This window comes from Novosphingobium sp. FG137, from assembly GCF_057809735.1.
Genome location: NZ_JBMDKN010000002.1, coordinates 501,662 through 527,733, shown reverse-complemented (window position 1 = coordinate 527,733; position 26,072 = coordinate 501,662). Strand labels below are relative to the sequence as shown.

Genomic DNA, 26,072 nt, shown 5'->3' with positions numbered 1-26,072 from the left:
CTCCCGCCTTTCCATGGCTGCCGCCCTGGCCCTCGCCGGGCTCGGTACTCTGGTGCTGGGCGTCTCTGCCTGCGGACGGCGTAGCGAGGGGCCGCTTCCCATCGCCCTCATCGGTGATCGCACCGCGCTCGATACCAGCAGCCTGCGCCTGTCGCCCGCAGCACGCACGATACGCGGCGCAACGGTTGAGGGCCTCGTTGCTTTCGATGCCGAAGGCCATGTCGTCCCCGCCATCGCGGATCGCTGGATTATCACCGATGATGGGCAGAGCTACATCTTCCGCCTCCGCGACGGCACCTGGCCGGGCGGCGCGCGCATCACCGCAGAAACCGCCGCCGCCGCGCTGCGCAAGTCGCTCGCGCTGCTGAAAGGCACCGCGCTCGGGCTCGATCTTGCCGCGATCGAGCAGGTCCGCGTCATGGCGGACCGGGTGATCGAGATCGATCTCGTTGCGCCCGTCCCCGATCTGCTCACGCTGCTGGCCCAGCCCGAGCTCGGCCTGCCCTATGCCCGCCGCGGTTCCGGTCCGATGGGCCTTGCCCGGCGCGGCAGCGGGCTCGAACTGTCTCTCATCCCCCCGGAAAAGCGCGGCCTCGTGCCGGAGGAAGGCTTTTCCAGCCGCGCGCGCAATCTTGTCGTCGAACTCTTGCCTGCGAAAAAGGCGGTGGACCGCTTCAACGATGGCGCCGCCGATCTTGTTCTTGGCGGGCGCATCGATTCGCTCCCGCTCACCGAACAGACCGGCCTCGCGCGCGGGAATATCCAGCTCGATCCGGTGATCGGCATGTTCGGGCTCCTCATCGAAAGTGAGGCAGGCTTCCTTGCCGAAGCGCCCAACCGCGAAGCACTGGCGCTCGCCATCGATCGCGATGCGATCATCGCCGCTTTCAACATCGCCGGCTGGCAGCCCACCACCCGCGTTGTCTCCGCCGGGGTCGAAGGCGATGCCGGCACCGTGGGCGAGCGCTGGGTCGGCGTCGCGCTCGATGCGCGCCGGGCGCTGGCGGCCGAGCGTGTCACGCGCTTCATGGCCAGCGGCAACTCCGCCCCGCTGGTGCGGATCGCCGCGCCCAACGGACCGGGCACGCGGCGGGTGATCGATCTGATCGCAGCCGATTTCAAGGCCATCGGCGTGGTCGCGGTGCAAGTTGCGGAAGACAAGCCCGCCGACCTGCGCCTGGTCGATACCACCGCGCGCTATGGCCGCGCCTCGTGGTTCCTGAACCAGCTCGCCTGTTCGGTCCACAAGCCCGCCTGCAACGCGGCCGGCGATGCGCTGCTCGCCGATGCCCGCCAGACCGCGGACTTGCGCGAGCGCGCGCGCCTGCTGGGGCAGGCCGAGGCCGAAATGACCGCCGCCAATGCCTATATCCCCATCGCGCGGCCCTTGCGCTGGTCGCTCGTGCGCTCGGGCGTCAGCGGCTTCGCGCTCAATGTCTGGGGCTGGCACCCGCTGCCGCCGCTGGCCGCGCTGCCTAAGTGATGAGGGGCCTCCGCAGCAAACCCTCAGAAATCGATCGCGATCCCGTTCTTCTCCCAATCGCCAAACCGCGTGGGATCAAGCCCGTCGGGATCGTCGCGTTGCTTGGCCGGGGCGGGCACGGGGGCGGGTTCGTTGGTCCAGTGCGCGGGCCGGGTAAAGCCTGCGGGGCGGGTTGTCGCGCGGGGGATCGGCTTGTCCATCAGGTCTGCCTGCCCAAGTCCGCGCGCAAGCGCAATTGCCAAGATGGGCACCACGCGCGATAGGCTGGCCAATGGCCCGTTCTCCCCAAGCTGCCGAAGCCGATATTCCCGGTGTTCCCGCCCGCCGCGCTGCGCTGCGCCTCCTCGATGCCGTGCTGCGCCGGGGCGATCCGCTCGATCAGGCTGCTCCGCCGGTGCTGCGCGCCATCGAGCGCGGCGATGACCGCGCCCTCGCGCTGGCCATCGCGGCCGAAGCGCTGCGCTGGCTGCCCGATCTCGATCGGCTGATCGATGGCGCCACCCGCCAGATTCTCCCCGAGGATGCCAAGGCGCGCAGCGTCCTGCGTCTCATGCTCGCGCAGGCGCTGCGCCTCGGCCTGCCGCCGCATGCGGTGATCGCCACCGGGCTGCCGCTGCTTGTCGGCGGCCCGCGCCGCCTCGCCCACGGCGTATTTTCCGCCGTGCTGCGCGCAGAGGGCTTGCCGGACAGACCCACGCTTCCCGCCGCCACGCTCGAACGGTGGACCAGTGCCTGGCCCACCCGCGTCGATGCCATCGCCGCCGGACTCGCCGTCCCCCCGCCGCTCGATCTCAGCTTGCGCGATCCGGCGCGCACCGATGAATGGGCGACACGCTTCGGCGGCACATCGCTCGCGCCCGGTCATGTGCGCCTTGCGCGTGGCGGGCCGATCGAAAGCCTCGAAGGCTTCGCCGAAGGCGCGTGGTGGGTGCAGGATCTCGCCGCTTCGGTGCCTGCGCGCCTGCTGGGGCCGGGTGAGGGGCGCCGCGTCCTCGATCTCTGCGCCGCGCCCGGCGGCAAGACGATGCAGCTCGCCGCCGCCGGCTGGCGCGTCACCGCGCTCGACAAATCTGCCCGCCGTCTTGAACGCCTGAGCGAAAACGTTGCGCGTGTCGGCCTCGAAGTCGAAGTCGTCACCGCAGACGCCATGCAGTGGCGCCCGTCCGAACTCTACGATGCCGTGCTGATCGATGCGCCGTGCAGCGCCACCGGCACCTGCCGCCGCCACCCGGACGTGCTCCACCGCCTGATCGACCAGACCGCCCTGGAAGAACTCCAGCGCGGCCTGCTTGAGCGGGCTTCGGGCGCGATTCGCGCCGATGGCCGCCTCGTCTATGCGGTCTGCTCGCTGGAGCCAGGGGAAGGGGAGGCGCAGGCGCAATGGGTCAAGGCGCTCGGCCCTGTCCCCATCACCGCCGATCAGCTTCCCGCCGGCCTCACGCCCACGCCCGAAGGCTGGTTCCGCAGCGATCCCGGCATGCTCGCCGAATCCGGCGGCATTGACGGCTTCTTCGCCGCGATGTGGGAAAAATAGGGACAGTCCCCTTTCTTCCCGCGCCCACATCCCCAACCCGCTCATCCTGAGCCTGTCGAAGGATGCAAATACGAGGGGCCCGCGCTTACCCCTTCACCTTCGCCGCAAAGCTCTTGCGCAGCTTTTGCAGCTTGGGCGGGATCACCGCGAGGCAATAGGGATTGCGCTGGCCTTCGCCCTGCCAATACTCCTGATGGTAGTCCTCCGCCGGATACCACGTGGCCGGGCCCTCGATCGTCGTGACCACCGGCTTCGGATTGGCCGCAGCCGCCCGCGCAATTGCCGCCCCCATCGCCGCGCGCTGCTCGTCATCGACCGGAAACAGCGCCGAGCGGTACTGCGTGCCGACATCGTTGCCCTGCCGGTTCAGCGTCGTCGGGTCATGCGTCGCAAAGTGGATATCGAGCAGGTCGTCCAGCGAGAGCAGTTCGGGATCATAGGTCACCCGGATCGCCTCGGCGTGTCCGGTCGTCCCGCTGCACACCTGCTTGTAGGTGGGGTTCGCGCCCGTCCCGCCGATATAGCCGCTCTCTACCTCGATCACGCCTACGACGTCGCGGAACACCGCTTCGGTGCACCAGAAGCACCCGCCCGCCATGATTGCCTGCGCCATTCACTTGTTCCTTGCTTCCGGGGGAAATGCCCCCGATGTCATGCCCAGTCAGCTATGAGGGCCAGATAGGAACGAATGACCCGGTTGTCATCGCCTCCTGCCCGCTTAGGCTATCCTTCGCTCGAATCGCCCCCGGAGTTACTTCATGCGCAAAGCTGCCCTTTTCTCCGCCCTCCTGCTCGCTGCCGCTGCGTCCGTTCCCGCAGTGCTTCATGCCGCGCCAGAAGGCCCAGCCGCCACCGCCGCCGATCCCGCCATGGCCACGGCGCTCGCCGATCCCCGGCGCGACAAGGACCGCGTCCGCGATGCCTTCCGCCACCCGGCCGAAACGCTGGCGTTCTTCCGCATCAAGCCGGGCATGACCGTGGCGGACTACATGCCCTCCAGCGGCTGGTACACGCGCATCCTCGTCCCCTATCTGGGCGAAAAGGGCCAGTACATCGGCATCACCGCTGGCCTCGCCGCTGCCTCGGGCGATACCAGGACCCGCCTCGCTGCCTTCCCCGCCCAGTTCCCGCCCAAGGCCGCCAGCTGCACCGGCGTTCCCGAAGCGCGCATCCCCGCCTACACGCTCGATGCCATCCCGCCCGAGCGCAAGGGCACGGTCGACCGCGTGATGATCATGCGCGAAGTTCACAACATGTGGCCCGATGGCTACCTCTTCAACGATCTCGCCGCGATCCGTTCGCTGCTCAAGGATGATGGCCTCCTCGGCATCGAGGAGCACCGCGCCAAGGCCGATGCCCCTGCGTCCTACACCCAGGGCACCATGGGCTACATGCGCGAGGCCGATGTCATCGCGCTCATCGAAGCCCACGGTTTCCGCCTTGTCGGCAAGAGCGAAGTCAACGCCAACCCGAAAGACACCGCCAACTGGCCCGACGGCGTCTGGACGCTGCCCCCCGTCCTCACCCTCAAGGACAAGGACCGCGCGAAGTACGAAGCCATCGGCGAAAGCGACCGCATGACGCTGCTCTTCGCCAAGCGGCCCTGATCCTGAAAGCCCCCTCCTCTTCAGAGGAGGGGGTTGGCAGTGGTGGTACTCCGGCGCTCCCCTTTGACATTCCCGCAAAGACCCACCACTTCCCGCCCATGACCCAGCTCACCGTCGCCGCCCTCCAGCTCGCGCTCGGCGCACCCAATGCGCAGACCAACATCGCCGCCGTCAGCGCGTTGGTCGAACAGGCCGCGCAGCAGGGCGCGCAGGTCGTCCTCCCGCCCGAACTCTTCGCCGGCCCCTATTTCTGCACGGTGGAGGACGAAGCCCTCTTCGCCCTCGCGCATCCCTTGGCCGAAGACCCTTCCGTCAAGGCCATGCAGACGCTCGCGCGCAGCCTGAAGATCGCCATTCCCAACAGCTTCTTCGAGCGCGAGGGGCATCACTACTACAACACCCTCGCGATGATCGGCCCCGACGGCGAGATCATGGGCACCTACCGCAAGAGCCACATTCCGGATGGCCCGGGCTATGAGGAAAAGTACTATTTCCGCCCCGGTAACACCGGCTTCAAGGTATGGGATGTCTTCGGCACCCGCATCGGCATCGGCGTCTGCTGGGACCAGTGGTACCCGGAATGCGCGCGCGCGATGGCGCTGATGGGCGCGGAAGTCCTGTTCTATCCCACCGCCATCGGCAGCGAGCCCTACGATCCCGGCCTCGATACCAGCCGCGTCTGGCGCCGCGCGATGATCGGCCACGCGGTATCGAACTGCATGCCGGTGATCGCTGCCAATCGCATCGGCAGCGAAAGCGTGGGCGGCACCCCGCCCCAGCGCTTCTACGGCCACAGCTTCATCGCCGACCAATGGGGCGATTTCCTCGCTGAATATGGCGCGGAAGAAACCGGTATCCTCACCGCCACGCTCGATCTCGCCGAAGCCGCCCGCCACCGCGCCGGCATGGGCTTCTTCCGCGATCGCCGCCCGCAGCTCTACACCCGCCTTGCCGAAGATATCTGAACCGAATCCCGGTTTGGAGTGGGGCTACCTGATCGCGCTTGGCTCCAACCAGCGCCATCCGCGTCACGGTCCTCCTCCGCAGGTCCTGCGCGCCGCGCTCGCCGCCATAGCGGGGGCGGGCCTTGTCGTTGAAGCCATCTCGCCGATCATCGCCAGCGCCCCCATCGGCCCCTCGCGCCGCCGCTATGCCAACGCCGCCGCACGGATCGCCACACCGCTCGATCCGCCCGCGCTGCTCGCCCTGCTCCAGTCCCTCGAAACCCGCTTCGGCCGCGTCCGCCGCGGCCAGCGCTGGGGCGCCCGCACACTCGATCTCGACATCGTGCTGTGGAGCGGCGGCCCCTGGAACAGCAAGACGCTCACCGTCCCCCACCCCCGCTTCCGGACACGCCCATTCGTCCTCGGCCCCGCCGCGACGGTCACCCCGGACTGGCGCGATCCACCAGGAACCTGCACCATCCGCCACCTCCACGCCCGCTTGACCCGGCCCCGCCCCACCCCTAGGTGAGGCTCACCCGTCTGCGGGGGGCCCTTAGCTCAGTCGGTAGAGCAACTGACTTTTAATCAGTAGGTCGCTGGTTCGAACCCAGCAGGGCTCACCATATCTTTCTGGATGTTTCCAGTTTCTGCCGCGCCCGGTGAATGAGGCGCGGCCTTGCGGTCTCCGTCCGGGATTGCACCAGCTCTATCATTGTCGAGGTGTTTCCTTCCCTTAGCCTCCATCTGCGGGATGGGGCCATCGGTGGTGAGATATCCGGCCGATTGCAGCCAAAGTGGGACCTGTAAGGCGCATGTAAGCGCCGTCGCTTATAGGCGCGGCCCGCAATCGGGTAACGCAAACATGGCTGATACAGATCCCCAAAACGCTCATCCGCCTGTGCCGAGGCTTACAGTCCGCCAACAGGCGCGCCTGCTGGCTTTCGCGCTGGCAGCGCTGGCTGCACTGGCGCTCGCCGGCTGGCTTGGGGCGTGGCTCCTCCGGCCGGTCCCGCACGAGCTGCCCGCCGATCCGCCCGGAACGTTCCGCCCCACCGATGCGCAGCTGGCGACCCTTTCGTTCGAGCAGGTGGGTGCGGGTCAGGCCGAACAGGTGACCACCGCTTCCGGTTCGATCGAGGCGGACGGCGATCTCAGCACGCCGGTGCTGCTGCCCTATTCGGGGCAGGTCATGCAGGTGCTGGTCGATGCCGGCCAGATCGTCACCGCCGGCCAGCCGCTGCTGACAATCCGGACGAGCGATTTCGTCGATGCGCGCAACAGCCTGTTTTCGGCCGAGGCAAACATGCGCTCCAGTCAGGTCGCCCTGCTCAATGCGCGCCGCAACGCTGAACGTGCCAAGGCTCTGGCCGAGACGGCGGGCGGCGCGCGGAAGGATTACCAGCAGGCTCAGACCGAACTGGCAGCCAGCGAAGCGCAGGCGCGCAGCGCCGAAGCGGCGGTGGGCGCCGCGCGTGACAAGCTGGCGATCCTCGGCAAATCGGCTGGCGAGATTCGGCGGCTCGAGACCGCCCGAGAGATCAGCGGGCTGCACGAGGTTACCACCTTCCACGCGCCCATCGGCGGCACGATTGCCCTGCGCGATGTTTCCCCCGGCCAATATGTCGGCGTTGGCGGCGAAAAGCCCCTCTTCACGATCACCGATGCCTCGCGCGTCTGGCTGCAGGCGCAGATCGCGGAAAGCGATGCTTCGGGCGTGCACGTTGGCGACAAGGTCGATGTGGTCACGCCGGCCTGGCCGGGGCGCCGGTTCACGGCGGTGATCGACATGGTCGGTGCCGGGCTCGATCCCACCACCCATCGCCTGCCCGTACGCGCCACCATCGCCAATCCCGATGGCGCGCTCAAGCCGCAGATGTTCGCGAGCTTTTCGATCCATCATGTCAGCCCCGGTACGCGCATCATTGTCCCGGCGGCGGCGGTGATCCATGAGGGAGACACCGCGCGCGTCTGGGTGCGCAGGCCGGACAGGCGCCTGGCGAGCCGCGAGGTGCAGACCGGTGAGGAACTCGGCGGCCGCGTCGAAGTCCTGCGCGGTCTGCGCCCGGGCGAGACCATCGTCACGGCCGGCGCGATCTTCGTGAACGAGGCGGGGCTGGGGCAATGAACCGGCTGCTCCGTTTCGCGCTGCGGCAGCGGCTGCTGATCGTTGCGGTGTTCGTGGCCGTGCTGGTCGCGGGCGGGTTTGCCTTCGCCGCGCTCAATATCGAGGCCTATCCCGACCCGGTCCCGCCGATGGTCGAGATCGTCACCCAGACACAGGGTCTCTCGGCCGAGGAGATGGAGCGCAACGTCACCGTGCCCATCGAAGTGGCGATGGCGGGCATTCCGCACCTCACCACCGTGCGGGCGATTTCGCTGTTCGGCCTGTCCGATGTGAAGGTGCAGTTCAGCTATGATCTGACCTATCAGGAAGCGCAGCAGCAGGTGATCAACCGGCTGGCCCAGCTGCCCCCGCTGGCCGGCGGCGCCCAGCCGACCTTGTCGCCCACGAGCCCGATCGGCGAGATCTACCGCTACCGCATCGTCGCGCCCGATGGCTATTCGCCGATGGACCTCAAGACCCTGCAGGACTGGATCCTCCAGCGCCGGTTCAAGCGGATTCCCGGCGTTGCCGACGTCACCGGCTGGGGCGGCAAGCTGCGCACTTATGATGTCACCGTCGATAACGACCGGCTGGTCGCCCACGGCGTGACGCTGGCGCAAGTGATGTCCGCTCTTGCCAAGAGCGACAGCAACGTCGGCGGGCAGACGATCAATTTCGGGTCGCAGGCCGCGATCGTTCGCGGCGTCGGGCTGATCCAGTCCCCTTCGGCGATCGAGAACGTGCTGGTCGGCATGGCGGGCTCGGCGCCGGTCCTGCTCAAGGATGTGGCGCGGGTTTCCATCGGCAATCAGCCCCGGCTGGGCATCGCCGGGTACAACGGGCTCGATGATATCGTGGAAGGCATCGTCCTGATGCAGCGCGGTGCCAAGTCCATGCCGACGATCGAGGCGGTGCAGAAGGAAGTGGCCGAGATCAATGCCTCGGGCGTGCTTCCGCCCGGCGTGCATCTCGAACGGGTCTACGACCGGTCGGACCTCATCCGCCTTACCACGCACACCGTGCTCGAAAACCTGATGGCGGGGATCGTGCTCATCTTCGCGCTGCAGTGGATCTTTCTGGGGAACCTGCGAAGCGCGCTCATCGTTGCGGCGACCATTCCCTTCGCGCTCGCCATCGCGGTCCTGATCCTCGTCGCGCAAGGCGAAAGCGCCAATCTGCTCTCGGTTGGCGCGCTCGATTTCGGGCTCGTGGTCGATGCCAGCGTGATCATGGTGGAGAACATCTTCCGCCACATGGTGGAGCGATCCGTCGCGGTGGAAGCCGGCCAAGGCCACTTCAGCCCTGCAAGCCGGCTGAGCGCCATCCTCCACGCCGGGTCCGAAGTGAGCCGGGGGATCTTCTTTGCCGCCGCGATCATCATTGCCAGCTTCATCCCGCTGTTCACCCTCACCGGCGTCGAAGGGCACATCTTCGGGCCGATGGCGAAGACGTATGCCTACGCCATCACCGGCGGCGTGATTGCCACGTTCACGGTCACCCCGGTCCTCGCCGCCATCCTGCTGCCGGACCGCCTGTCCGAGGTCGAGACGAAGCTGGTCGCGTGGCTGCGGCGAATCTACGAACCGGCTGCGGCCTTTGCCCAGGCCAACCGCGTGCTCACCTTCGGCGGTGCGGCCATCGCGCTGCTGCTGGCCGGGTTCGGCGTCAGGGCGCTCGGCGTCGAGTTCCTGCCGCATCTGGAGGAAGGCAACCTCTACATCCGCGCCAGCCTGCCCGCCTCGATCAGCCTTGAGGCGGGGCAGCCGGTCGTCAACGCCATCCGGCGCGATCTTGCGCGCTATCCTGAAATCGAATCGGTTCTCTCGGCCCATGGCCGGCCCGACGACGGCACCGACGCCACCGGCTTCTTCAACGCCGAGTATTTCGTCCCGCTCAAGCCGAGCAGCGAATGGCCTGCAGGCATGACCAAGGAAAAGCTGGTCGAAGACATGTCGGGCCATCTCCACAGCCGCTTTCCGGGGGTCGATTTCTCGTTCTCGCAGGTCATCGAAGACAACGTGGAAGAGGCCGCCTCCGGCGTGAAGGGCGCAAATTCGATCAAGCTCTATGGCCCCGATCTCGCCACGCTCGAAAAGACGGCGGGGGCGATCAAGGCCGAAATGGCGAAGGTCCAGGGCATCGCTGATCTCGGCGTGTTCGAGTCCCTCGGCCAGCCTACGGTACGGATCGACGTCGATCTTGCCCGCGCCTCGCGCTATGGCCTGACGCCCGACGATATCAACCAGACCGTGGCCGCCGCCATCGGCGGAAGCAGCACGGCCCAGCTCTACGAGCCCGGAACCGACCGGCATTTCCCGATTGTCGTCCGCCTGCGTGCCAACCAGCGCAACTCGCTCGAAGCCATCCGCCAGATCACCGTGGGCGCACCATCGCCTGATGGGAAAGGCATGATCCAGGTTCCCCTGTCGGAAGTGGCGAACATCCACCTCACCACCGGCGCTTCGTTCATCTACCGCGAGCATCAGGAACGCTACATCCCGATCAAGTTCAGCGTGCGCGGACGCGATCTCGGCAGCGTGGTTGCGGAGGCGAAGGCGCGGATCAAGGCGCATGTCACGATCCCGCCGGGCTACCACCTCGAATGGGCGGGCGAGCTCGACAATCTGCAGAACGCGATTGCCCGGCTCGAAATCGTGGTGCCGATCAGCCTGATCCTCATCCTGATCCTGCTCTACGCCAACTTCGGCTCGATCCGCGATACGCTGCTCGCCTTTTCCGCCATCCCCATGGCGATCGTTGGCGGCGTCCTCGCGCTGGCGCTCACGGGAACCGCGTTCAGCATCTCTGCGGCGATCGGCTTTGTCGCGCTGTTCGGGATCGCGGTGATGGACGGGATCCTCATCGTCACGACCTTCAACCAGGTCGTCGATGATGGTGCGACACGGCACGTCGCGGTCCGTCGCGCCACGGCAAACGCCATGCGGCCTGTCCTGATGACTTGCCTTGTCGCGGCCATCGGGCTGCTGCCAGCGGCGCTGTCGAACGGGATCGGCAGCCAGGTGCAGAAACCGCTGGCGCTTGTGGTCGTCGGCGGCATGGCGCTTGCACCGCTGCTGATCCTGCTGGTCCTGCCCGCCCTCGTCGAGCGCTTCTCACTCCACCTGCCGCCTGAGGATCGCGGGCCGCACGGGCGCGATATCGGCCACTACTCCGAAGAAGGGGAGCCGGCATGAACGCCCGCCTGCGATTTGCCCTACCTGTGGCCGTCTGCACGCTGGTGGCTGGCTGCACGGGGATCGGTGATGCTGATCCCCACGCCCGCCTGCCTGCGGTGGCCGGTGCCGGCGCCCCCACGTCGGCCACGGTCGGCAATGCGGTTCCGGCCCAGACCTTCACCGTGGGCGAGACGACCCCGCGCGCGTGGTGGCAGGCATTCGGCTGCTCCGATCTGGACCAGCTCGTCGATCAAGGCCTCGCGGGCAGCAACGATATCGCCGCCGCCGATGCCGCCTTGCGCGCGGCGCGGGCACAGGCGGGGGTGGCCGGCGCGGCGCTCGCCCCGGGGGTGGACGTGTCCTATTCCGCGCAGCGCGCGCAAAGCCCCGCCTCGCTGCAATCGCCCCTCGCAGATGCTTCGCAGACGCTCTACTCGCTGCACACCGCGCAAGTGACGGTGAGCTACCCGCTCGATCTGTTCGGCGGTCTGCGCGCGCGGCGCCAATCGGCGCGGGCTGCGGCCAAGGTCGCCGCCGCGCACCTCCTCGCTGCGCGCCAGAGCCTTGCCGCCAATCTCGTGGTCGCTGTGGTCAGCCGCGCGGCCCTTGCCGATCAGATCGCGGCGACCGAAGTTTCGATCGGATCGGCCCGGCAGATGCTGGAGATGACGCGCAAGCGCCGCGCGCTGGGGGAAGCCGGTGATGCGGACGTCGCCGCGCAGGAAGCCGCGCTCGCCACCGCCGAAGCCACGCTCCCGGCCTTGCAGCGCAGCGAAGCACACCAGCGCGCGCTGGTTGCCGCGCTACTCGGCCGCGCCCCGGGCGAGGATCTGCCCGCGCTGCCCTCCAGCACCTGCTTCGTTCTGCCCGCGCATGTCCCCGTCGCGCTGCCAGCCGCTGTCGTGCAGGCCCGGCCCGATGTGCAGGCCGCCGCTGCCGCCGTGGAAGGCGCCGCCGCAGACGCCCGCGCCGCGGTCGCCGCAAGGTTTCCCTCGTTCCTGCTGACGGCGAGCGCCGGCGGCGCCGCGCAGACCTTTTCCAACATGTTTCAGGATGGGAACGCCTTCTGGTCGCTGGTCGGCGGGGTGACGGCGCCGGTGTTCCATGCCGGTGCGCTGCGCCGCCAGCAGCAGGCTGCCGAGGCCCTGCTCGAGGAAAGCAAGGCGCAATACCGCTCGGTGGTGCTGCAGGCCTTTGTCGATGTGTCGGATGCGATCAACGGCCTGCAGGCCGATGCGCGGACCGAAGACGCATCGGTGCGGGCGCTTGCCGCAGCCGAACAGTCCTATGTCTTCACGCAGCGCCAGCAGCAGCTTGGCGAGGTTGGCACCTTCGCGCTCCTGCAGGCACAGGCGGCGCTCCAGCAGGCCCGTCTGCAGCGCACGGCAGCATGGGCATCGCGGCTGGTCGATACGGTTGCGCTCTATCAGGCCAATGGCCAGTCCGATGATGGCCAATCCGATGATGTGCAGGGCCAGAAGGTCCGCTAGCCTCGCTCCTGCGCCGCCGGATAGCACAGGGTAACCGCCGCTCCGCCTGCTTCGCTCGTCCCGAATGCGATCGAGCCGCCCGCCGTTTCGATCAGCCGCGTGACAATCGCGATGCCCAGACCCGAACCGCGCGATGGCGATCCGTCCGCGCGTGAATAGATCTTGCGCCCGTCCGATCCGCTGCGCATCCGGATGCCGGGGCCGCTATCGGCCACAACCACCGTGCCAGCCGCATCATCGCACAGGATCGTGATCCCGGCGCCTGCCGGCGTGTGCCGCAAGGCGTTCTCGACAATGTTGGCAACCGTGATCCGGACCAGCGCATCCGGTGCGAGGCGGGCCGGTCCGCTGTCCACGCTGCGCAGGCTGACCGGGCCATGGCCGGAAGACCGGATCAGCCCGCCAAGATCGTCGATTACATCCTGCGCTGCGGCTGAGACCGCGCGCGGCTTCCCCCGGATCAGTTCTTCCTCGCGCCCGTGGAGCCCCAGCATCTGGGTCACCACCTCGTTGGCGTGCGCCACCGCCTCGACCACCTTGTCGCGCGGCTCTCCGCCCGGCAGCAGCTCGGTCCGCAGGCTGATCGTCGAAAGCGCGGTGCGCAGTTCGTGGACAACTGTCGCCGCAAACACGCGTTCGCGCTCGTAGCCGGAAACGGCGCGGTCCAGCAGTTCGTTGGCGGTGTGGACCAGCGGCTCGATCTCGGTCGGCACGATATCCTCGCGCAGGCGCGCCGTCCCGGGGCGGATCGGATCGAGCGCCCGCGCATCCCTCGCCGCTTGCTTGATCGGCCTGATCGCCCGCGCCAGCGCCCACAGGCTCGCGAGGGTCGAACAGACCAGCGCAATCGGCACGATCACGATGAAGCGGTCGAGGAAGTACGCGACGATATCGTCGTGCAGCACCGCCGGATGCTGCCGGTCTTCCGCGACAACAAGCGTCTGGCCGGGCCCGATCGGCCGTGTCAGGAAATCGGAATGCGGGCCGTGGTAAAACCCCTCCCGCGATAGCCGTGCCGGCGTGAGCGCGGAGAGGTCAGGAATATCCGGCCCGGAAAGCCTGCGCAGGCGGGAGCCTTGCGCCATGTAGAGCGCGATCGCGCCTGCCTTCGGGCTGTTCGCCCGCTGCACAGTACCCGCCCTTTGCGCGGCGAGGTATTCCGCCGCCTCGCCGCTCAGCAGGCGCTGGGTCAGGTCATCGCCGATCTCGCGGATCGTGCGATTGACAATGAAGGGCAGGCCAAGCGCCAGAACGAACGCGATGGCAACCTGCGCGAGGACCAGCCGCAGCCACAGGCTGCGTATCACGCCCGCCCGGCCTTCATGCTGCCCGCCTTCATGGTGTCGGCCTTCATGCAATAGCCCTGTCCGCGCAGCCACACGATCTCGGCCGTGCTGCCCGCTGCCGCCAGCTTGCGCCGCAGCCGGTGAATGCTCACCTCCAGCGCATTGGCCGAAAGCGCCTGTGACGCTGCGCAGAGCAGATCCTCCATGCGAGCCGTATCGATGGGCCGCCCGCGCGAGCGCAGAAAGATCTCGAGCAGGCTGCGCTCGCGCGGCGAAAGGCTGATGGGCGCCGCATCGATGCTCACGACATGGCTGGTCACGTCGTAGGACAGATTCCCGCAGTCCAGCGTATTCGAAATGCGGTGCTCCGCCCGCCGCACCACGGCGTTGAGGCGGGACTTCAGTTCGGCGAAGAGGAAGGGCTTGCCCAGATAGTCATCGGCACCCGCATCCAGCCCGTCGATCCGCGAGCCGACATCTGATTGGGCCGTGAGGATGATGACGGGAATGCGGTTTCCGCTGCGGCGCAGGCTGCTGACGAGATCCAGGCCGTCCATGTCCGGCAACCCGCGATCGATGACCGCAGCGTCGAAGGGATAGAGCGCCAGCAATTCGGCGGCACTGCGCCCCGATGCGCAGATTTCGGCATTGAAGTTCGCGCCGGCAAAGGCCGCTTGCAAGGCCTCGCCCAAGGCAGTGTCATCTTCGACAACAAGCACTTTCACGAACCGCGTTCCCAAGGCCGCGCGCTGACCAGCGCCACCATCCACGCCGCGGCGTGCCAGTTCGGCCAACAGCGGCGCGCGACGTTTTCCGTGTTCGGAGGGCGTTGTCAAACTCGCACCCTGCCTGCCGCCTTGCCTATGCCGCGGCCCGCTTGGCGCAGAGTGCCGCCGCCGCCGCTGGATGCATTTCCGCAAGACCCCGTCTCACTCCCTGCCGCCGCGCATTCCGGCCTCGATCTGCCAGAGCAGACCCTATCATAACGTTATAAAAAGAACTACAGTAAGTTAATATTCCGGCCATGCTCCGGATCAGATTTTCCGCCTAACCCGCCTTATCCGAGCTGTCAGCCACGAAGGTAAGCCGCGATGCAGACGCCATGCCCGCTGTGTGGAAACGATGACGCCGCCCCCTGGGCGCGAGAGAATGGTTTCGCGATGGGAAAATGCCGTGCTTGCGGGCTCCTTTATGTGAATCCACGGCCCTCGGATGCCGATATCAGCGATGCCAACAAGGTCGGTGTCCACCGCGGTGAAGATGGCGCGCTCGATGTCCGCACGCGGTATAAGGCGTCGAAGACCGCACACTACTCGAAAGTTATACGCGAACTCTTCGGCGCGGACTGGGCCGATGGCAAGCCGATCCATTGGCTTGATGTCGGCGCCGGCTACGGGGAGGTGGTGGCCGCCGTTCGCCAGACCGCACCAGCCGGCAGCAAGGTCCACGGCATCGAACCGATGCAGCCTAAGGTCCGCAAGGCGCAGGAGCTGGGCCTGCCCGTCACGAGCCAGTCGCTGGACGACATTCCGGGGCAATTCGACGTGATCTCGCTCATCAACGTCTACTCGCACGTGCCCGATTTCCTGGGCTTCGGCGCCGCGCTGGCGGCCCGGCTGCGGCCCGGCGGCGTGCTGTTTCTGGAGACCGGCAACGCAGCCGATCTTGCCAGCCGGGATGCGTTTCCGGACATGCTTTACCTTCCAGATCACCTGGTCTTCGCCGCCCCGCCCCAGATGCGCATGACCTTCGAAAGGATCGGCCTCAACCTCGAACGCTATGAGGAACAGCCGGTCGATGGGCTGGTCTGGTGCCTCAAGACAGCGGTGAAACACGCCCTGCGCGGCCAGCTCCTGCTGCGAATGCCCGGCCGCTCTCCCTTCCGGACGGTATTCTACAAGGCGCGCAAGCCCGTTTGCTGAACTGCGCAGGAATTTGCGGGTTCCCGCGCGCTCCGACGTGATGAAATCCCCGGCATCATGAGGATCTCCGCCGCGCCGCGATCACCGCCAAGGCCGCCAGCCCGGGTCGTGGCCAGCACCAGCGCGCGGTTCTACCCGGTCAGCGTCCGGCACCGCGCTTTGCTGCGGATCGGATCGATCGCGGCCGCCTCGGATGGATCGGCCAGCAGGACGCGCTGCAGCACGATCCCCGTCGCATAGCGTACCCGCACGGTGTCGATCCCTGCCGGCGTCTGCTGCCCTTCCAGCGCCAACACCACCCGCATCGGCTCACCGCCCATCTGCTCGTCGTTGCGAACGAAGGCGACATCGGTTCGCGCATCGAACACGCTGATCGAGCTGTAACGCCCGGGTACCGGCACTGCGGTCACTTCCAGCGGCCCCGCAGTCAGGTCGTAAGGACATACGGAATAGAGCAGGTCCGGGCTGGGGCGCACGACGAACTGCCGCTCGGCGCGAACCGGCGGCGTGTGGGTGAAGTGGTTGACGGGGCCGGATTTCGCCAGCTTCGCTTCGGCAAGCCACATCAGGCCGTAGGGCGCCGTCGCCAGCGTCCCGTAGTAGCTGCCGAGGGCTGCCGCGACGATCACGGCGAGGGAGGCGAGGCGGCGGATCATGGGCGGCACTCCCCTCTTGTGATTGTCGGCAGGCTGATTCGCGCGGGATCGCGCGCCAGTGTCCCATGCGGACGATAGGTGCGAAGCGTGAGCTCGAACGCGCCGTCTGTGCCGGTCGGTATCCACAGACCGGGCTGCTCCTCCGGGCCGATCAGCACTGCCCAGCCGCCCGCCCTACCCACCGGAATGCGCCCGCTGCCGATCGAATGCCGGTTCCACCGATTGGGGATCAGCCAGCCGCCCGGATCATACAGGGTCACGCTCCACCAACGCGCCTCTATCATGCCGCCGGTCAAGGCATAGCGGCATTTGCCTGAAAGCGGCGCACCGGCGCTATCTGTCGCTGCGGTGAAATAGCGGGCCTCCTGCGCCGGCAGCGCCAGCAAGCCGCGCAGCGCGACAACCGCGCGCGTCTTCATGTCCGCATGGGCGGTGCCGATGTCGCGGCCGGTGGTCCATGGCCCCACGCGCACATCGTTGCCGAGGCCGCTGTTCCTGATCTGCCAGACGGCAAGCACGATCCCCAGCACAAGGCCGAGCACCAACAGGCCGGTCCATTTGAACACCGCTTTCAAGCTTAGCCTCACACTCAGAAATAATGCTTCGGAATCAGTCCGTTTGCATAGGCTTCGCGCTCCAGCGCCTCGCGGAAATCGGGGTGCGCGACGGAAATCATCGCCTTGGCGCGCTCCGCCACCGGCAGGCCTTTGAGGCAGACCATCCCGTATTCGGTCGCCACATGCATCACGTCGGTGCGCGGCACCGTCACGGTTGTCCCCGGCGCCAGCCCCGCAACCACGCGGCTCTTGCGCACCCCGTGCTTCTCGTAGGTCGATGGCATGCACAGGAAGCCGCGCCCGCCTTCCGATTCATAGGCCGCCCGCACGAAACCCAGTTGGCCGCCTGTGCCGCTGAAATGCCGGTAGCCGTCGGCTTCGGATGCCGCCTGCCCCTGCAGGTCCATCTGCCCGGTGCTGTTGACCGAGAACACGTTGTCGTTGCGCGCCACGAATTTCGGCAGGTTGGTATAGTCCACCTGCCGTGCCTCGAACGCCGGATTGCGATCGAGCGCCGCGTAGATGTCCGCCGTCCCGATGGCGAAGGCATAGACTGCCTTGCCCGGATCGATCTGCTTGCGTGCGCCGGTTGCCGCGCCGGATTTCACCAGTTCGACGAGGCCCTCGACCATCATCTCGGTGTGGACGCCAAGGTCCTTCACCCCGGCACCGGCAATCGCGCGCCCGACCGCGTTGGGCAGTCCGCCGATGCCCAGTTGCAGGCAGTCCCCGTCGCGGATTTCCGCCGCCACCAGCTGCGCGATGGCAAGGTCCACCTCGTTCGAAATCGCGCTCGGCAGTTCGGGAGCGGGCAGCGCGGGCACATCGATCACGAAGTCCACTTCGCTCTCGTGCACCGCGTTATCCGGTCCGAAGCAGTATGGCAGCGCCGGATTGACCTCGACGATCACCACGTCAGCGCGTTCCACCAGTGATCGCAAATAGGAGGCAGAAATCGAGAAGTTGTAATTGCCGTCCGCATCCTTCGGGCAGACCTGGAACACCGCGATATCCACGCGTTCCACAAAGCGGCGATAGAGATCGGGCCACTCGCCCAGATTGAGCGGGATATAAGTGCAGCGCCCCGCATCGAACTGCCGCCGGTCGTATCCGCTGAAATGCCAGCTTGCCGAAAGCATGTGCGCGCCTTCGGGATCGGCCTCCTGAAACGCGCGCGGCCGCGTCGTCAGGCAGCTGCGCACTTTCACGCCCGTCAGCTCGTGCACCCGCCCAGCCAGCGCCTTGTCGAACGCCTCGGTCTGCGTCGCGCCAAATCCGTAATCGAGCCACATGCCGGACTTGACCAGCTTGGCGGCTTCCTCTGCCGTAATCAGTTGCGGCATATCAGGCGCGCTTTCCCGTCCGCAGCAGCCAGAACGCTGCGGCAAACAGCCCCGCCACCAGCAGGCTCATCCACAGCTGCGAAGCAAGATCCGGCTGCAGCGCCATGAACACCAGCACCGCCAGCATCGCCGCCAGCGCCACCAGCGTGCCATAGGGGTGGAACCACATCTTCAGCGTCAGCTTCTCCGGGGCCTCGCGCTCGGCCCGGTTGCGCTCCCTCAGCTGCGCGATGCCGACCAGCATGTAGAGCAGGATCATCGTCACGCCCGAGGAATTGACGAGGAAGCTGAACACAGTCCCCGGCGAAAGCCACTGCGCCGCCAGCGCGCCATAGGCGAAGAGGCTCGCGGCAATGATCGCCCGCGCCGGCACCCCGCGTCCGTTCACATGCACCAGCCAGTCCGGCGCATCGCCAAACCGCGCAAGGCCGAACAGCGCGCGGCTCGTCACGTAGAGGCCGCTGTTGAGGCACGAGAGCACCGCCACCAGCACCACCGCGCTCATGATCGTCTCGCCGCCCGGAATATGCATGGCCGCCAGCGTCGTGGCGAAGGGCGAATGCCCCGGCACGATTTGCGTCCACGGCACCACCGCCACGATCAGCCCGATGGCGAGCACGTAGAAAATCACGATGCGCAGCGCGACCGAAACGGTCATCCGCGCGATGACCTTGGCCGGATCAGGCGATTCCGCCGCCGCAATCGTCGCGATCTCCGCGCCGCAGAGCGAGAAGATGGTCGAGGCGACGCCCGCCAGCACCGGCCCCCAGCCATGCGGCGCAAAGCCGCCATGCGCGGTCAGGTTGCCGATGGAGAAACCCTGCGGCGCCGTGATGCCAAACACCCACAGCCCGCAGATCAGGCTGAACACGAGGATCGCGGCCACCTTGATCGAGGAAAACCAGAACTCGAATTCGCCGTAGCTGCGCGTCGATAGCAGGTTCACCCCGGTCATCAGCGCCGTCAGCGCCCCGCCGATGGCCCACTCCGGCACGCCCGGCAGCCAGCCGCCGATGATCTTGGCCCCGGCAATCGCCTCAACCGCCACCACCACGACCCAGAAATACCAGTAGAGCCAGCCCGAAAGGAACCCGGCCAGATGCCCGAGCCCTGCGCGCGCAAAGTCCGGAAAGCTTGAAACGCCTTCCAGCACGATGGCCATTTCGGCGATCATCCGCATGACGAGCAGGATCAGCAGCCCCGCGATCAGATAGGAAATCACCGCCGCCGGCCCGGTCAGCGAAATCGTCGTCGAAGATCCGACAAAGAGCCCCGCACCGATAATCCCGCCAATCGCAATCATCGAAACGTGGCGCGGCAACAGCGTACGGCTCAGCTCCACGCCGCCTGCCTGTCCTGCCTCTGCGATCCCCACTGCGCCCACGCCATTCCCCTTTGCTTGACCCCGCGTAGGGATAAGCGGCGCTGCGGTGCTGTCAAACCCCACGTGCTTCCCTGATCCTCCCCATTTTTGCCGAAGGCACAAATGGGGAGGGGGACCGCCCGCGTAGCGGGTGGTGGAGGGGTAAGAGTCAAAACCCTAGCGGCGCGTTCTCCTTCACTTCCTTCATCACGAAGAACGTCCGCGTCTGCCGCACCCCCGGCAAGGTCAGCAGCCGCTGGCCGTGGAGCGCGTTGAAATCGGCAATATCACGCACGCGGATCTTCAGCAGGTAATCGAAGTCCCCCGCGACCAGATTGCAATCGAGCACTTCCTTCATCCCCACCACCGCGCCCTCGAACGCGGCGAAGCTTTCGGGCGTGGAGCGGTCCAGCACCACGCCCACCATCACTAGCGTGCCGAGCCCAACCACGCCCGGATCGACCGCCCCCCTGAACCCGGTGATCGCGCCCGCTTCCACCAGCCGCGCCACGCGCCGGTGGCAAGTCGCCGGGCTCACGTTCGCGGCCTCGGCCAGTTCCTGGTTGGACCGCCGCCCGTCCGCCTGCAGCAGACGCAGCAGATTGCGGTCGATGCGGTCAAGCTCGATGGAAGGTTCTTTCATAGGATATCGATCTACCGGATGATCAATGAAACTGAAAGGCATTCAGTAACGATCAAAGCCAGTCAGGCCCCCAAGATTGCAAGCACCTTCCACGCAGTTTGCATTAGCTTCCGCAGCGAATCACACCCGAAGCCGGAGCCCGCATGTCCCTCCTCACCCCGTTCGAACGCTACCCGCTCACCTATGGCCCCACCCCAATCGAGCATCTCCCCCGCCTCAGCGAGGCGCTGGGCGGCAAGGTCGAGATCTGGGCCAAGCGCGATGATTGCAACTCGGGCCTCGCGTTCGGCGGCAACAAGCTGCGCAAGCTCGAATACATCGTCCCCGATGCCATCGCCTCGGGCGCCGACACGCTGGTTTCCATCGGCGGCGTCCAATCCAACCACACCCGCATGGTCGCCGCCACCGCCGCAAAGCTCGGCATGAAGTGCGTTGTCGTGCAGGAAAAATGGGTGCCGCATTATGACGCCGTGTATGACCGCGTCGGCAACATCCTGCTCACCCGCCTGATGGGCGCAGACAGCCGCCTCGTGGAAGACGGCTTCGACATCGGCATCCGCCAGAGCTGGGAAGACGCCATCGAGAGCGTCAAGGCCGCCGGCGGCAAGCCCTATCCGATCCCCGCCGGCGCCTCGGTCCACAAGTTCGGCGCGCTCGGCTACGTCGGGTTCGCCGAGGAAGTCGCGGCGCAAGAGGCCGAACTCGGCTTCAAGTTCGATTACATCGTCGTCTGCGTCGTCACCGGCTCCACGCAGGGCGGCATGATCGTCGGCTTCGCTGCGCAAGACCGCGCCCACACCGTCATCGGCATCGATGCTTCCGGCACGCTTGAGCAGACCCGCGATCAGGTGCGCATGATCGTCGACAACACCGCGCAGCTCGTCGGCCTCGGCCGCAAGATCCGCGAAGACGAGATCGTCATCAACCCGGACTACGCTTACCCGGCCTATGGAGTGCCGTCAGACGAAACCAACGAGGCCATCCGCCTCGCCGCCCGCACCGAAGCGATGATCACCGACCCGGTGTACGAGGGCAAGTCGATGCAGGGCATGATCGACCTGACGCGCAAGGGCTTCTTCCCTGAGGGCTCCCGCGTCCTCTACGCCCACCTCGGCGGCGCCCCAGCGATCAACGGCTACAGCTACTATTACAAGGACGGTTAGAGCCTTCTGATCCTCCCCATTTTTGCGAAGCACAAATGGGGAGGTGGCCCGCCGCAGGCGGGTCGGAGGGGCCTACAACCGATCCAGCGTCAACAACCGCCGATCCCCCAGCCACGCCCGCCCCAGCGCCGCCTCTGCCGCGCGCGCTTCCAGCTTATGCCCCAGCGCGGCCTCGCTCTGCGCCAGCCCCCACAGCGCCCAGCCATTGCCCGGCGCCACCAGCAGCGCCTGATGAAACGCATCGCGCGCCTCCGCCGCCTTGCCGCCTGCCAGCAGCGCCGCGCCCAGCGATTGGCCCACCGGGTAGTACCAATAGGGCGGCTCCTGATAAGGGATCGTCCCCTCGATCGCCTGCGCCTTGCGATAGGCCTCTGCCGCCGCCGTAAAGTCCCCACGCACAAAGGCCATCCGCCCGCGCATCACGTGCTGCGCGAGATGGATGAGGTCCGTCCCCGGCACACCCGTGCCCTCCAGCACCTTGATCCCCGGATCGGCGGTCAGCTGGTCCATCGCCTTCAACTCTGCATCCAGCGCGGCGGGCCGGTTGAGCCGCGCAAAGGCCACCCCGCGCGCATAGTGCCACATCGCCAGCACATAGGGCAGCCGCGCCGTCGGCTTCGGCAGGGCAAGGATCTGCGCCGGCGTCCCTCCTTGCGCAAAGGCGAACGAGGGCGCGGCGACCACCGCCTGAATCCAGCCCAGTTCCACCGCCTTGTCCTCGGGGATGATCCGCAAGAGCTTGCGCGCCTGCGCCACTGCCAGCTCCAGATCGCCCGCCTGCTGCGCCGAGGTCACGATGAAGTGGACGTTGTGCGGATAGTATCCGTAGCGATACATCCCGTCGTCCGGCACCCGCGCCAGATAGGCCTCGTCCGATTTCGCGGCGGCCACATTGGCCCGGATCGAATCCTTGTAGCGCCCGATGCGGTAATAGATGTGCCCCGGCATGTGGACGAGGTGCCCCGCCTCGGGCAGCGCGCTCAGCGCCAGCGCATCCGCCGCCTTTTCCGCGCGCTCCGGGCTGACGTAGTTTTCCATCAGGTGGATGTAGAGATGCGCTGCCTGCTGGTGCCCGGGATGCCGCGCCAGCACGTCTTCCACCAGCGCTACCGCCTTGTCGATCCGCGCACGCGGTTCGCTGCGGCCCGGTTGCCAGTAGTTCCACGGGCTCGTGTCCATCGCAGCCTCGGCGGCCAGCACGGCCAACTCGTCATTGGTCGGATGCGCCGCCGCCAGCCCCAGCATGGCATCGGCATAAGCCGCATCCATCGCCGCCCGGTCCGCCTTGGGATCAGCCGAATAGCGCGCCGCCAGCGCCCCGATCAGCGCCCGGTCGAGCGGGGGCGCATTCCCCGCCAAAGCCTGCGCCTTCTCCAGCGCGGTCAAAGTCGGCGCCAACGCCTTCGCCTCCATCGGCGCGTTGATGTTGGGCCCTTGCACCAAGGCCTCACCCCAGAAGCATAGCGCACACCCCGGCGCGAGCGCCTGCGCCTTGCGGAACGAGGCAACCGCTGCCGCATGGTTGAAGTTGTATGCCATCTCGATGCCCTGATCGAACCACGGCCGCGCCTCTGCCGTCAGCCCGCCCGGCTCCAGCGCCGAACGCGGCACGCCGCCATAAAGCGGGAACTTGCCCGGCACCACCGGCCCCATCAGCGCTGCCGCCTGCTGCAAGCGGCGCAGCAGGATCGGCGTGCTGGCCCGCGCCTTCTCCGCACAGGCCGCCGCCGCCAGCCGCGAGGGATCGAGCATGGCCAGCGCCGCCACATCGGATGAAGGCGCGCGGTGCAGCGTGGTCGCCGCCGTCGCCGCCCCGCCCGCCAGCAAGGCCAGTGCCAGCACCCGATACATGCGCATGATATCCCCCCCTCGTCCGCCGAGGAGGGGCAGCCTATGCCTGCATCGGCTGCGGCGCAATCACGCCGCAGCCATCAGGTTCACTCTGCGGCTTCGCGCTGTGCCTCGCGGGCGAACATCTCGACCAGTTCGTCGTCGGTGGCTTCGAGCAGCTTGGCCGCCCAGGTGTGGAAGACTTGGCCCCCGCGCTCGTTGCGGCCAAACAGCACATCCTTCATCAGTCCGCTCTGCAGCGCCACGTGCTGGCGCTTGCCGGTCTTGTAGTCCTCGTCGCGCACCACGATCTCGAGGAAGTCGAACTGCTCGTGCGCGGCCTTGATCGCCACTTCGTCGCTCGGCTTCTTCTCCATCACGTAGAACTGGGTGGTATAGCTTTCGCCCACCTTGTCGCCGGGGAAAAGCTGGCTGATCATCGCCCCGCGCAGGCCGCCGCCGTAGAAGCTGGCGATCGAGATGTGCGGGAAGATCGTCCACACGCCCTGCACCAGCACGTCGTCGGAAATCTCGTCGTCGTTCAGCTGGCTGAGGTCGATCTGGCGGTCATCGCCCGAGGAAACCTTGATCGCGAACTTCGAAGGCGTGGACAGGCGCTGGTGCGGCCCGAACTCGAAGTAGTTGGCGCGGTTGTAGAAATCCGAACCGAACGTGTTCGCGTGGAGCACCGGCAGGTGGTAGAAATCGAGGTAGCCGTCATAGGCCGTCTTCCAGTTCGGCCCCGAAAGCGTGCGCTGGCTGAAAAGGTACCAGTCCTTGAACCCGAAGGCCTCCAGCAGGCTGTCATAGCCGCACAGGTAATCCGCGATCGAAAGCTTGGAATTGGGGTCCAGCGTCGCCCAGATCAGCCCGGCGCTTTCATAGACCGGGAAGCGCGTCAGGCAGAGCGCCGCCTTGTCCACCGCGCCGAAATCCTGCGGGCTCGCCACGCCGATCAGGTCGCCGTCGTTCTTGAAGGTCCAGCCGTGATAGCCGCAAGTGAAGCGGTTGGCGTTGCCGCTGCCGGAGGCGACCGGGTTGCCGCGGTGCGTACACATGTTGAGGAACGCGCCGACCGAGCCATCGCGCTGGCGGGTGAGCAGCAGCGGCACCCCCGCAATGTCCATCGCCTTGTAATCGCCCGGCTGCGGGATTTCGCACGAAGGCGCAACCATCAGCGGCAGGCGGCGGAAGATCTGCTTCTTCTCGCGCTCGAACAGCGCCTCGTCGGTATATGTCGAGGCGGGAATGCGCACGACTTCGTCCGCGAGTTCCATCGTCCCGGCATCGCCATGGGCGATAAGCGAACGGGTCATTTCGATCAGCTGTTCACGTGACATGGTTGTATCCTCGGTTCCCGGTGCAGGGCTTTTCCGGCCAACAGTGATCCCCGGCAGCCCTGCCTGCAATTGTCATTTTTGCTTGGTGCGGCCTAACGCGACAATTGCGCGTTGAGCAGCATATGGAAATGCCGGATCTTCGTCTCGCCATAGTTGGCAAACACGATCTCCTTCGATTTGATCGATTTCATGCCCTTCTGCACGTGCGGCAGGTTCACCACGTCCTGGTTGAACACCTTGGCCAGCATGCCCAGCTCCTCGGCGTCGCAATAGTCGTCGTCGAAATCGAGCCAGTGGACCTTGGCCGGGGCAGGGCGCTGCTCACCTTTCCGCACCGGCATCATGAACATCGTCTCGTGGATGCACTCCTCCGGATTGTCGCCCAGCGGGCGGAACCGGTAGAAGATCGGGTTGAGGCACCCCCACGGGCTGATGTTGGGGAAGAGGTTGTAGTAGATCGTGTCGACGAATTCGGCGTCGGACATGCCGTCAACCTCGTCGCCCAGCACCTTGCGCCAGCGCTCGCGCGCCTCGTTCGCCATGGCCTTGCGGCGGTCCTGCACCGGGCCGGTGGAGGTGCGGTCTTCCTCCAGCTCCCATCCTTCGGGTAGCCGCCCGCCAACCCAGTCGCACAGCTGCACATCGGCATGATCGAGCGCGCCCTCGATATGGTGCGCCTGGTGATCGAAGATCCCCGTCTGCCCATCGCGCGCGGTCACTTTCACGCGGTCCTCGCCCAGCCGCTCATAGACATTGCCCGAAAGCGCGTGGCGCACTTTGGCATAAGTCTTCGCGCCTTCCAGCGGCTCGGCCACAAACGCCGGGTTCACATGCGGGCTGAGCAGCCCATTTGGCGAAATCGCGCGCGACATGTTGCCGAACACGTCATACTTCGAATTCGCGTCCCCCATCACATCCAACAGCGTCGGGTGCGTCGCCACCACGTGATAGGCCTCCATGAAGGCCTCCTGCGCCACCTTCCAGTTGCAACGCAGCTTCTTCGCCACGTGCACCGCCTTGTAGCGCCGCTCGAACGGGATCGGCTGGAAGTGCCGGTCGATATCGCCGAGGAAGTCCTCGAAGGGTTCGGCGTTGTCATCCGGATTGATGAACACCCAGCCGCCCCAGCGCCCCGTGCGCACCGGCGGCAGGCTGTGCGTCTTCGCGCTGACAGAGGGGAAATCCCACTGGCACGGCACTTCCTTCAGCGCCCCGTCGATGCCCCAGTTCCAGCCGTGGAACGGGCAGCGGAACCCGTGGAGACCCTTGCTGTCCTCGGTCAGCAGCGCGCGCCCGCGGTGAAGGCAGGCGTTGGGAAAGGCCTTGATCTCGTCCGGCGCAGTGCGCACGACGATGTAGGAAAGGTGCGCAATGTCATAGACATGGCTGTCCCCCACGTTCGGGATGTCGTCCTCATGGCAGGCCATCTGCCACACCCGCTTCCACAGCCGCTCGACCTCCAGATCGAAGAAATCGCGCGAATGGTAGATGCTCGGATCGACAATCGTCGGCCCCGGCGGCAGCGGGCACTCCTCGCGCAGACGCGGCGGCACGCGGTGCGTATCCATGTCCAGCAGTGCGTCATAAGTAATGCCTTTGGACCGGTTGGTGCCGGTAAGTGTCTCGACCAT

The 26,072-nt window shown here is 66.7% G+C and carries 22 protein-coding genes and 1 tRNA gene; 11 read left to right on the top strand and 12 right to left on the bottom strand.

The features are described 5' to 3' along the window. Nucleotides 1-13 precede the first annotated feature (13 nt). Complete coding sequence (locus ACODS2_RS08165; protein ID WP_298165762.1) at nucleotides 14-1,483, top strand: ABC transporter substrate-binding protein; 1,470 nt, start codon at nucleotides 14-16, stop codon at nucleotides 1,481-1,483. A 23-nt stretch (nucleotides 1,484-1,506) separates the two neighbouring features. Here the strand turns inward: ACODS2_RS08165 and ACODS2_RS08160 are convergent, their stop codons facing one another. Continuing rightward, complete coding sequence (locus tag ACODS2_RS08160) at nucleotides 1,507-1,725, bottom strand: DUF1674 domain-containing protein (protein WP_488998369.1); 219 nt, start codon at nucleotides 1,723-1,725, stop codon at nucleotides 1,507-1,509. Between the two features lie 29 nt (nucleotides 1,726-1,754). Here ACODS2_RS08160 and ACODS2_RS08155 point away from each other — a divergent pair, with 29 nt between their 5' ends. Further along, nucleotides 1,755-3,017: an RsmB/NOP family class I SAM-dependent RNA methyltransferase gene (locus ACODS2_RS08155; protein WP_488998368.1), complete on the top strand. Its 1,263-nt coding sequence runs from the start codon at nucleotides 1,755-1,757 to the stop codon at nucleotides 3,015-3,017. Between the two features lie 85 nt (nucleotides 3,018-3,102). Here the strand turns inward: ACODS2_RS08155 and msrA are convergent, their stop codons facing one another. Continuing rightward, the gene (gene msrA, locus ACODS2_RS08150; protein WP_488998367.1) at nucleotides 3,103-3,630 is read right to left on the bottom strand and encodes a peptide-methionine (S)-S-oxide reductase MsrA; all 528 of its coding nucleotides are present in this window, start codon (nucleotides 3,628-3,630) and stop codon (nucleotides 3,103-3,105) included. A gap of 145 nt (nucleotides 3,631-3,775) precedes the next feature. On the opposite strand from msrA, the gene ACODS2_RS08145 reads away from it, so the two are divergent. The 7 genes from ACODS2_RS08145 (at nucleotide 3,776) to ACODS2_RS08115 (ending at nucleotide 12,338) form a co-directional block, all read left to right on the top strand. Beyond that, on the top strand, nucleotides 3,776-4,624 hold the full coding sequence (locus ACODS2_RS08145; protein ID WP_488998366.1) for a class I SAM-dependent methyltransferase: 849 nt from the start codon (nucleotides 3,776-3,778) through the stop codon (nucleotides 4,622-4,624). 98 nt (nucleotides 4,625-4,722) lie between these two features. Continuing rightward, nucleotides 4,723-5,589, top strand: a complete 867-nt coding sequence (aguB, locus tag ACODS2_RS08140) for an N-carbamoylputrescine amidase (protein ID WP_488998365.1) — start codon at nucleotides 4,723-4,725, stop codon at nucleotides 5,587-5,589. A 13-nt stretch (nucleotides 5,590-5,602) separates the two neighbouring features. Beyond that, nucleotides 5,603-6,097, top strand: a complete 495-nt coding sequence (folK, locus tag ACODS2_RS08135) for a 2-amino-4-hydroxy-6-hydroxymethyldihydropteridine diphosphokinase (RefSeq protein ID WP_488998364.1) — start codon at nucleotides 5,603-5,605, stop codon at nucleotides 6,095-6,097. An 18-nt stretch (nucleotides 6,098-6,115) separates the two neighbouring features. Beyond that, nucleotides 6,116-6,191: transfer RNA gene (locus ACODS2_RS08130), tRNA-Lys, on the top strand. 275 nt (nucleotides 6,192-6,466) lie between these two features. Beyond that, nucleotides 6,467-7,693: an efflux RND transporter periplasmic adaptor subunit gene (locus ACODS2_RS08125; protein WP_488998363.1), complete on the top strand. Its 1,227-nt coding sequence runs from the start codon at nucleotides 6,467-6,469 to the stop codon at nucleotides 7,691-7,693. Continuing rightward, a complete protein-coding gene (locus ACODS2_RS08120; RefSeq protein ID WP_488998362.1) occupies nucleotides 7,690-10,866 on the top strand; it encodes an efflux RND transporter permease subunit in 3,177 nt (1,058 codons plus the stop codon). Before ACODS2_RS08125 ends, ACODS2_RS08120 begins: the two co-directional genes overlap by 4 nt. Continuing rightward, a complete protein-coding gene (locus tag ACODS2_RS08115) occupies nucleotides 10,863-12,338 on the top strand; it encodes an efflux transporter outer membrane subunit (RefSeq protein WP_488998361.1) in 1,476 nt (491 codons plus the stop codon). The genes ACODS2_RS08120 and ACODS2_RS08115 overlap by 4 nt, the downstream gene beginning before the upstream one ends. Here the strand turns inward: ACODS2_RS08115 and ACODS2_RS08110 are convergent. Both ACODS2_RS08110 and ACODS2_RS08105 read right to left on the bottom strand, forming a co-directional pair. Then, complete coding sequence (locus tag ACODS2_RS08110) at nucleotides 12,335-13,645, bottom strand: sensor histidine kinase (protein ID WP_488998360.1); 1,311 nt, start codon at nucleotides 13,643-13,645, stop codon at nucleotides 12,335-12,337. The genes ACODS2_RS08115 and ACODS2_RS08110 overlap by 4 nt on opposite strands. Next, nucleotides 13,642-14,349 carry a response regulator transcription factor gene (locus ACODS2_RS08105; RefSeq protein WP_488998359.1) on the bottom strand — a complete coding sequence of 236 codons (708 nt, stop codon included), beginning with the start codon at nucleotides 14,347-14,349 and terminating at the stop codon, nucleotides 13,642-13,644. The genes ACODS2_RS08110 and ACODS2_RS08105 overlap by 4 nt, the downstream gene beginning before the upstream one ends. A gap of 468 nt (nucleotides 14,350-14,817) precedes the next feature. Here ACODS2_RS08105 and ACODS2_RS08100 point away from each other — a divergent pair, with 468 nt between their 5' ends. Beyond that, nucleotides 14,818-15,546, top strand: coding sequence for a class I SAM-dependent methyltransferase (locus ACODS2_RS08100; RefSeq protein WP_488998358.1), 729 nt, complete (start codon nucleotides 14,818-14,820; stop codon nucleotides 15,544-15,546). 131 nt (nucleotides 15,547-15,677) lie between these two features. Here ACODS2_RS08100 and ACODS2_RS08095 read toward each other — a convergent pair whose 3' ends face one another. From ACODS2_RS08095 to ACODS2_RS08075, 5 genes are all read right to left on the bottom strand, one after another. Then, nucleotides 15,678-16,202: a DUF1254 domain-containing protein gene (locus ACODS2_RS08095; protein ID WP_488998357.1), complete on the bottom strand. Its 525-nt coding sequence runs from the start codon at nucleotides 16,200-16,202 to the stop codon at nucleotides 15,678-15,680. Then, nucleotides 16,199-16,768 carry a DUF1214 domain-containing protein gene (locus tag ACODS2_RS08090; RefSeq protein ID WP_488998606.1) on the bottom strand — a complete coding sequence of 190 codons (570 nt, stop codon included), beginning with the start codon at nucleotides 16,766-16,768 and terminating at the stop codon, nucleotides 16,199-16,201. The genes ACODS2_RS08095 and ACODS2_RS08090 overlap by 4 nt, the downstream gene beginning before the upstream one ends. A 23-nt stretch (nucleotides 16,769-16,791) precedes the next feature. Continuing rightward, nucleotides 16,792-18,102: an acetyl-CoA hydrolase/transferase family protein gene (locus ACODS2_RS08085; protein WP_488998356.1), complete on the bottom strand. Its 1,311-nt coding sequence runs from the start codon at nucleotides 18,100-18,102 to the stop codon at nucleotides 16,792-16,794. A 1-nt stretch (nucleotide 18,103) separates the two neighbouring features. Next, a complete protein-coding gene (locus ACODS2_RS08080) occupies nucleotides 18,104-19,486 on the bottom strand; it encodes an amino acid permease (protein ID WP_488998355.1) in 1,383 nt (460 codons plus the stop codon). Between the two features lie 148 nt (nucleotides 19,487-19,634). After that, entirely contained in the window at nucleotides 19,635-20,108 is a 474-nt protein-coding gene (locus tag ACODS2_RS08075; protein ID WP_421852714.1) for an Lrp/AsnC family transcriptional regulator, read from the bottom strand. A 143-nt stretch (nucleotides 20,109-20,251) separates the two neighbouring features. On the opposite strand from ACODS2_RS08075, the gene ACODS2_RS08070 reads away from it, so the two are divergent. Then, the gene (locus tag ACODS2_RS08070) at nucleotides 20,252-21,271 is read left to right on the top strand and encodes a 1-aminocyclopropane-1-carboxylate deaminase (protein ID WP_488998354.1); all 1,020 of its coding nucleotides are present in this window, start codon (nucleotides 20,252-20,254) and stop codon (nucleotides 21,269-21,271) included. A gap of 72 nt (nucleotides 21,272-21,343) precedes the next feature. On the opposite strand, the gene ACODS2_RS08065 is transcribed toward ACODS2_RS08070, so the two are convergent. From ACODS2_RS08065 to ACODS2_RS08055, 3 genes are all read right to left on the bottom strand, one after another. After that, the gene (locus tag ACODS2_RS08065) at nucleotides 21,344-23,128 is read right to left on the bottom strand and encodes a tetratricopeptide repeat protein (protein ID WP_488998353.1); all 1,785 of its coding nucleotides are present in this window, start codon (nucleotides 23,126-23,128) and stop codon (nucleotides 21,344-21,346) included. An 80-nt stretch (nucleotides 23,129-23,208) separates the two neighbouring features. Next, on the bottom strand, nucleotides 23,209-24,441 hold the full coding sequence (locus tag ACODS2_RS08060) for an aromatic ring-hydroxylating oxygenase subunit alpha (RefSeq protein WP_488998352.1): 1,233 nt from the start codon (nucleotides 24,439-24,441) through the stop codon (nucleotides 23,209-23,211). A gap of 92 nt (nucleotides 24,442-24,533) precedes the next feature. After that, complete coding sequence (locus ACODS2_RS08055; RefSeq protein WP_488998351.1) at nucleotides 24,534-26,072, bottom strand: aromatic ring-hydroxylating oxygenase subunit alpha; 1,539 nt, start codon at nucleotides 26,070-26,072, stop codon at nucleotides 24,534-24,536.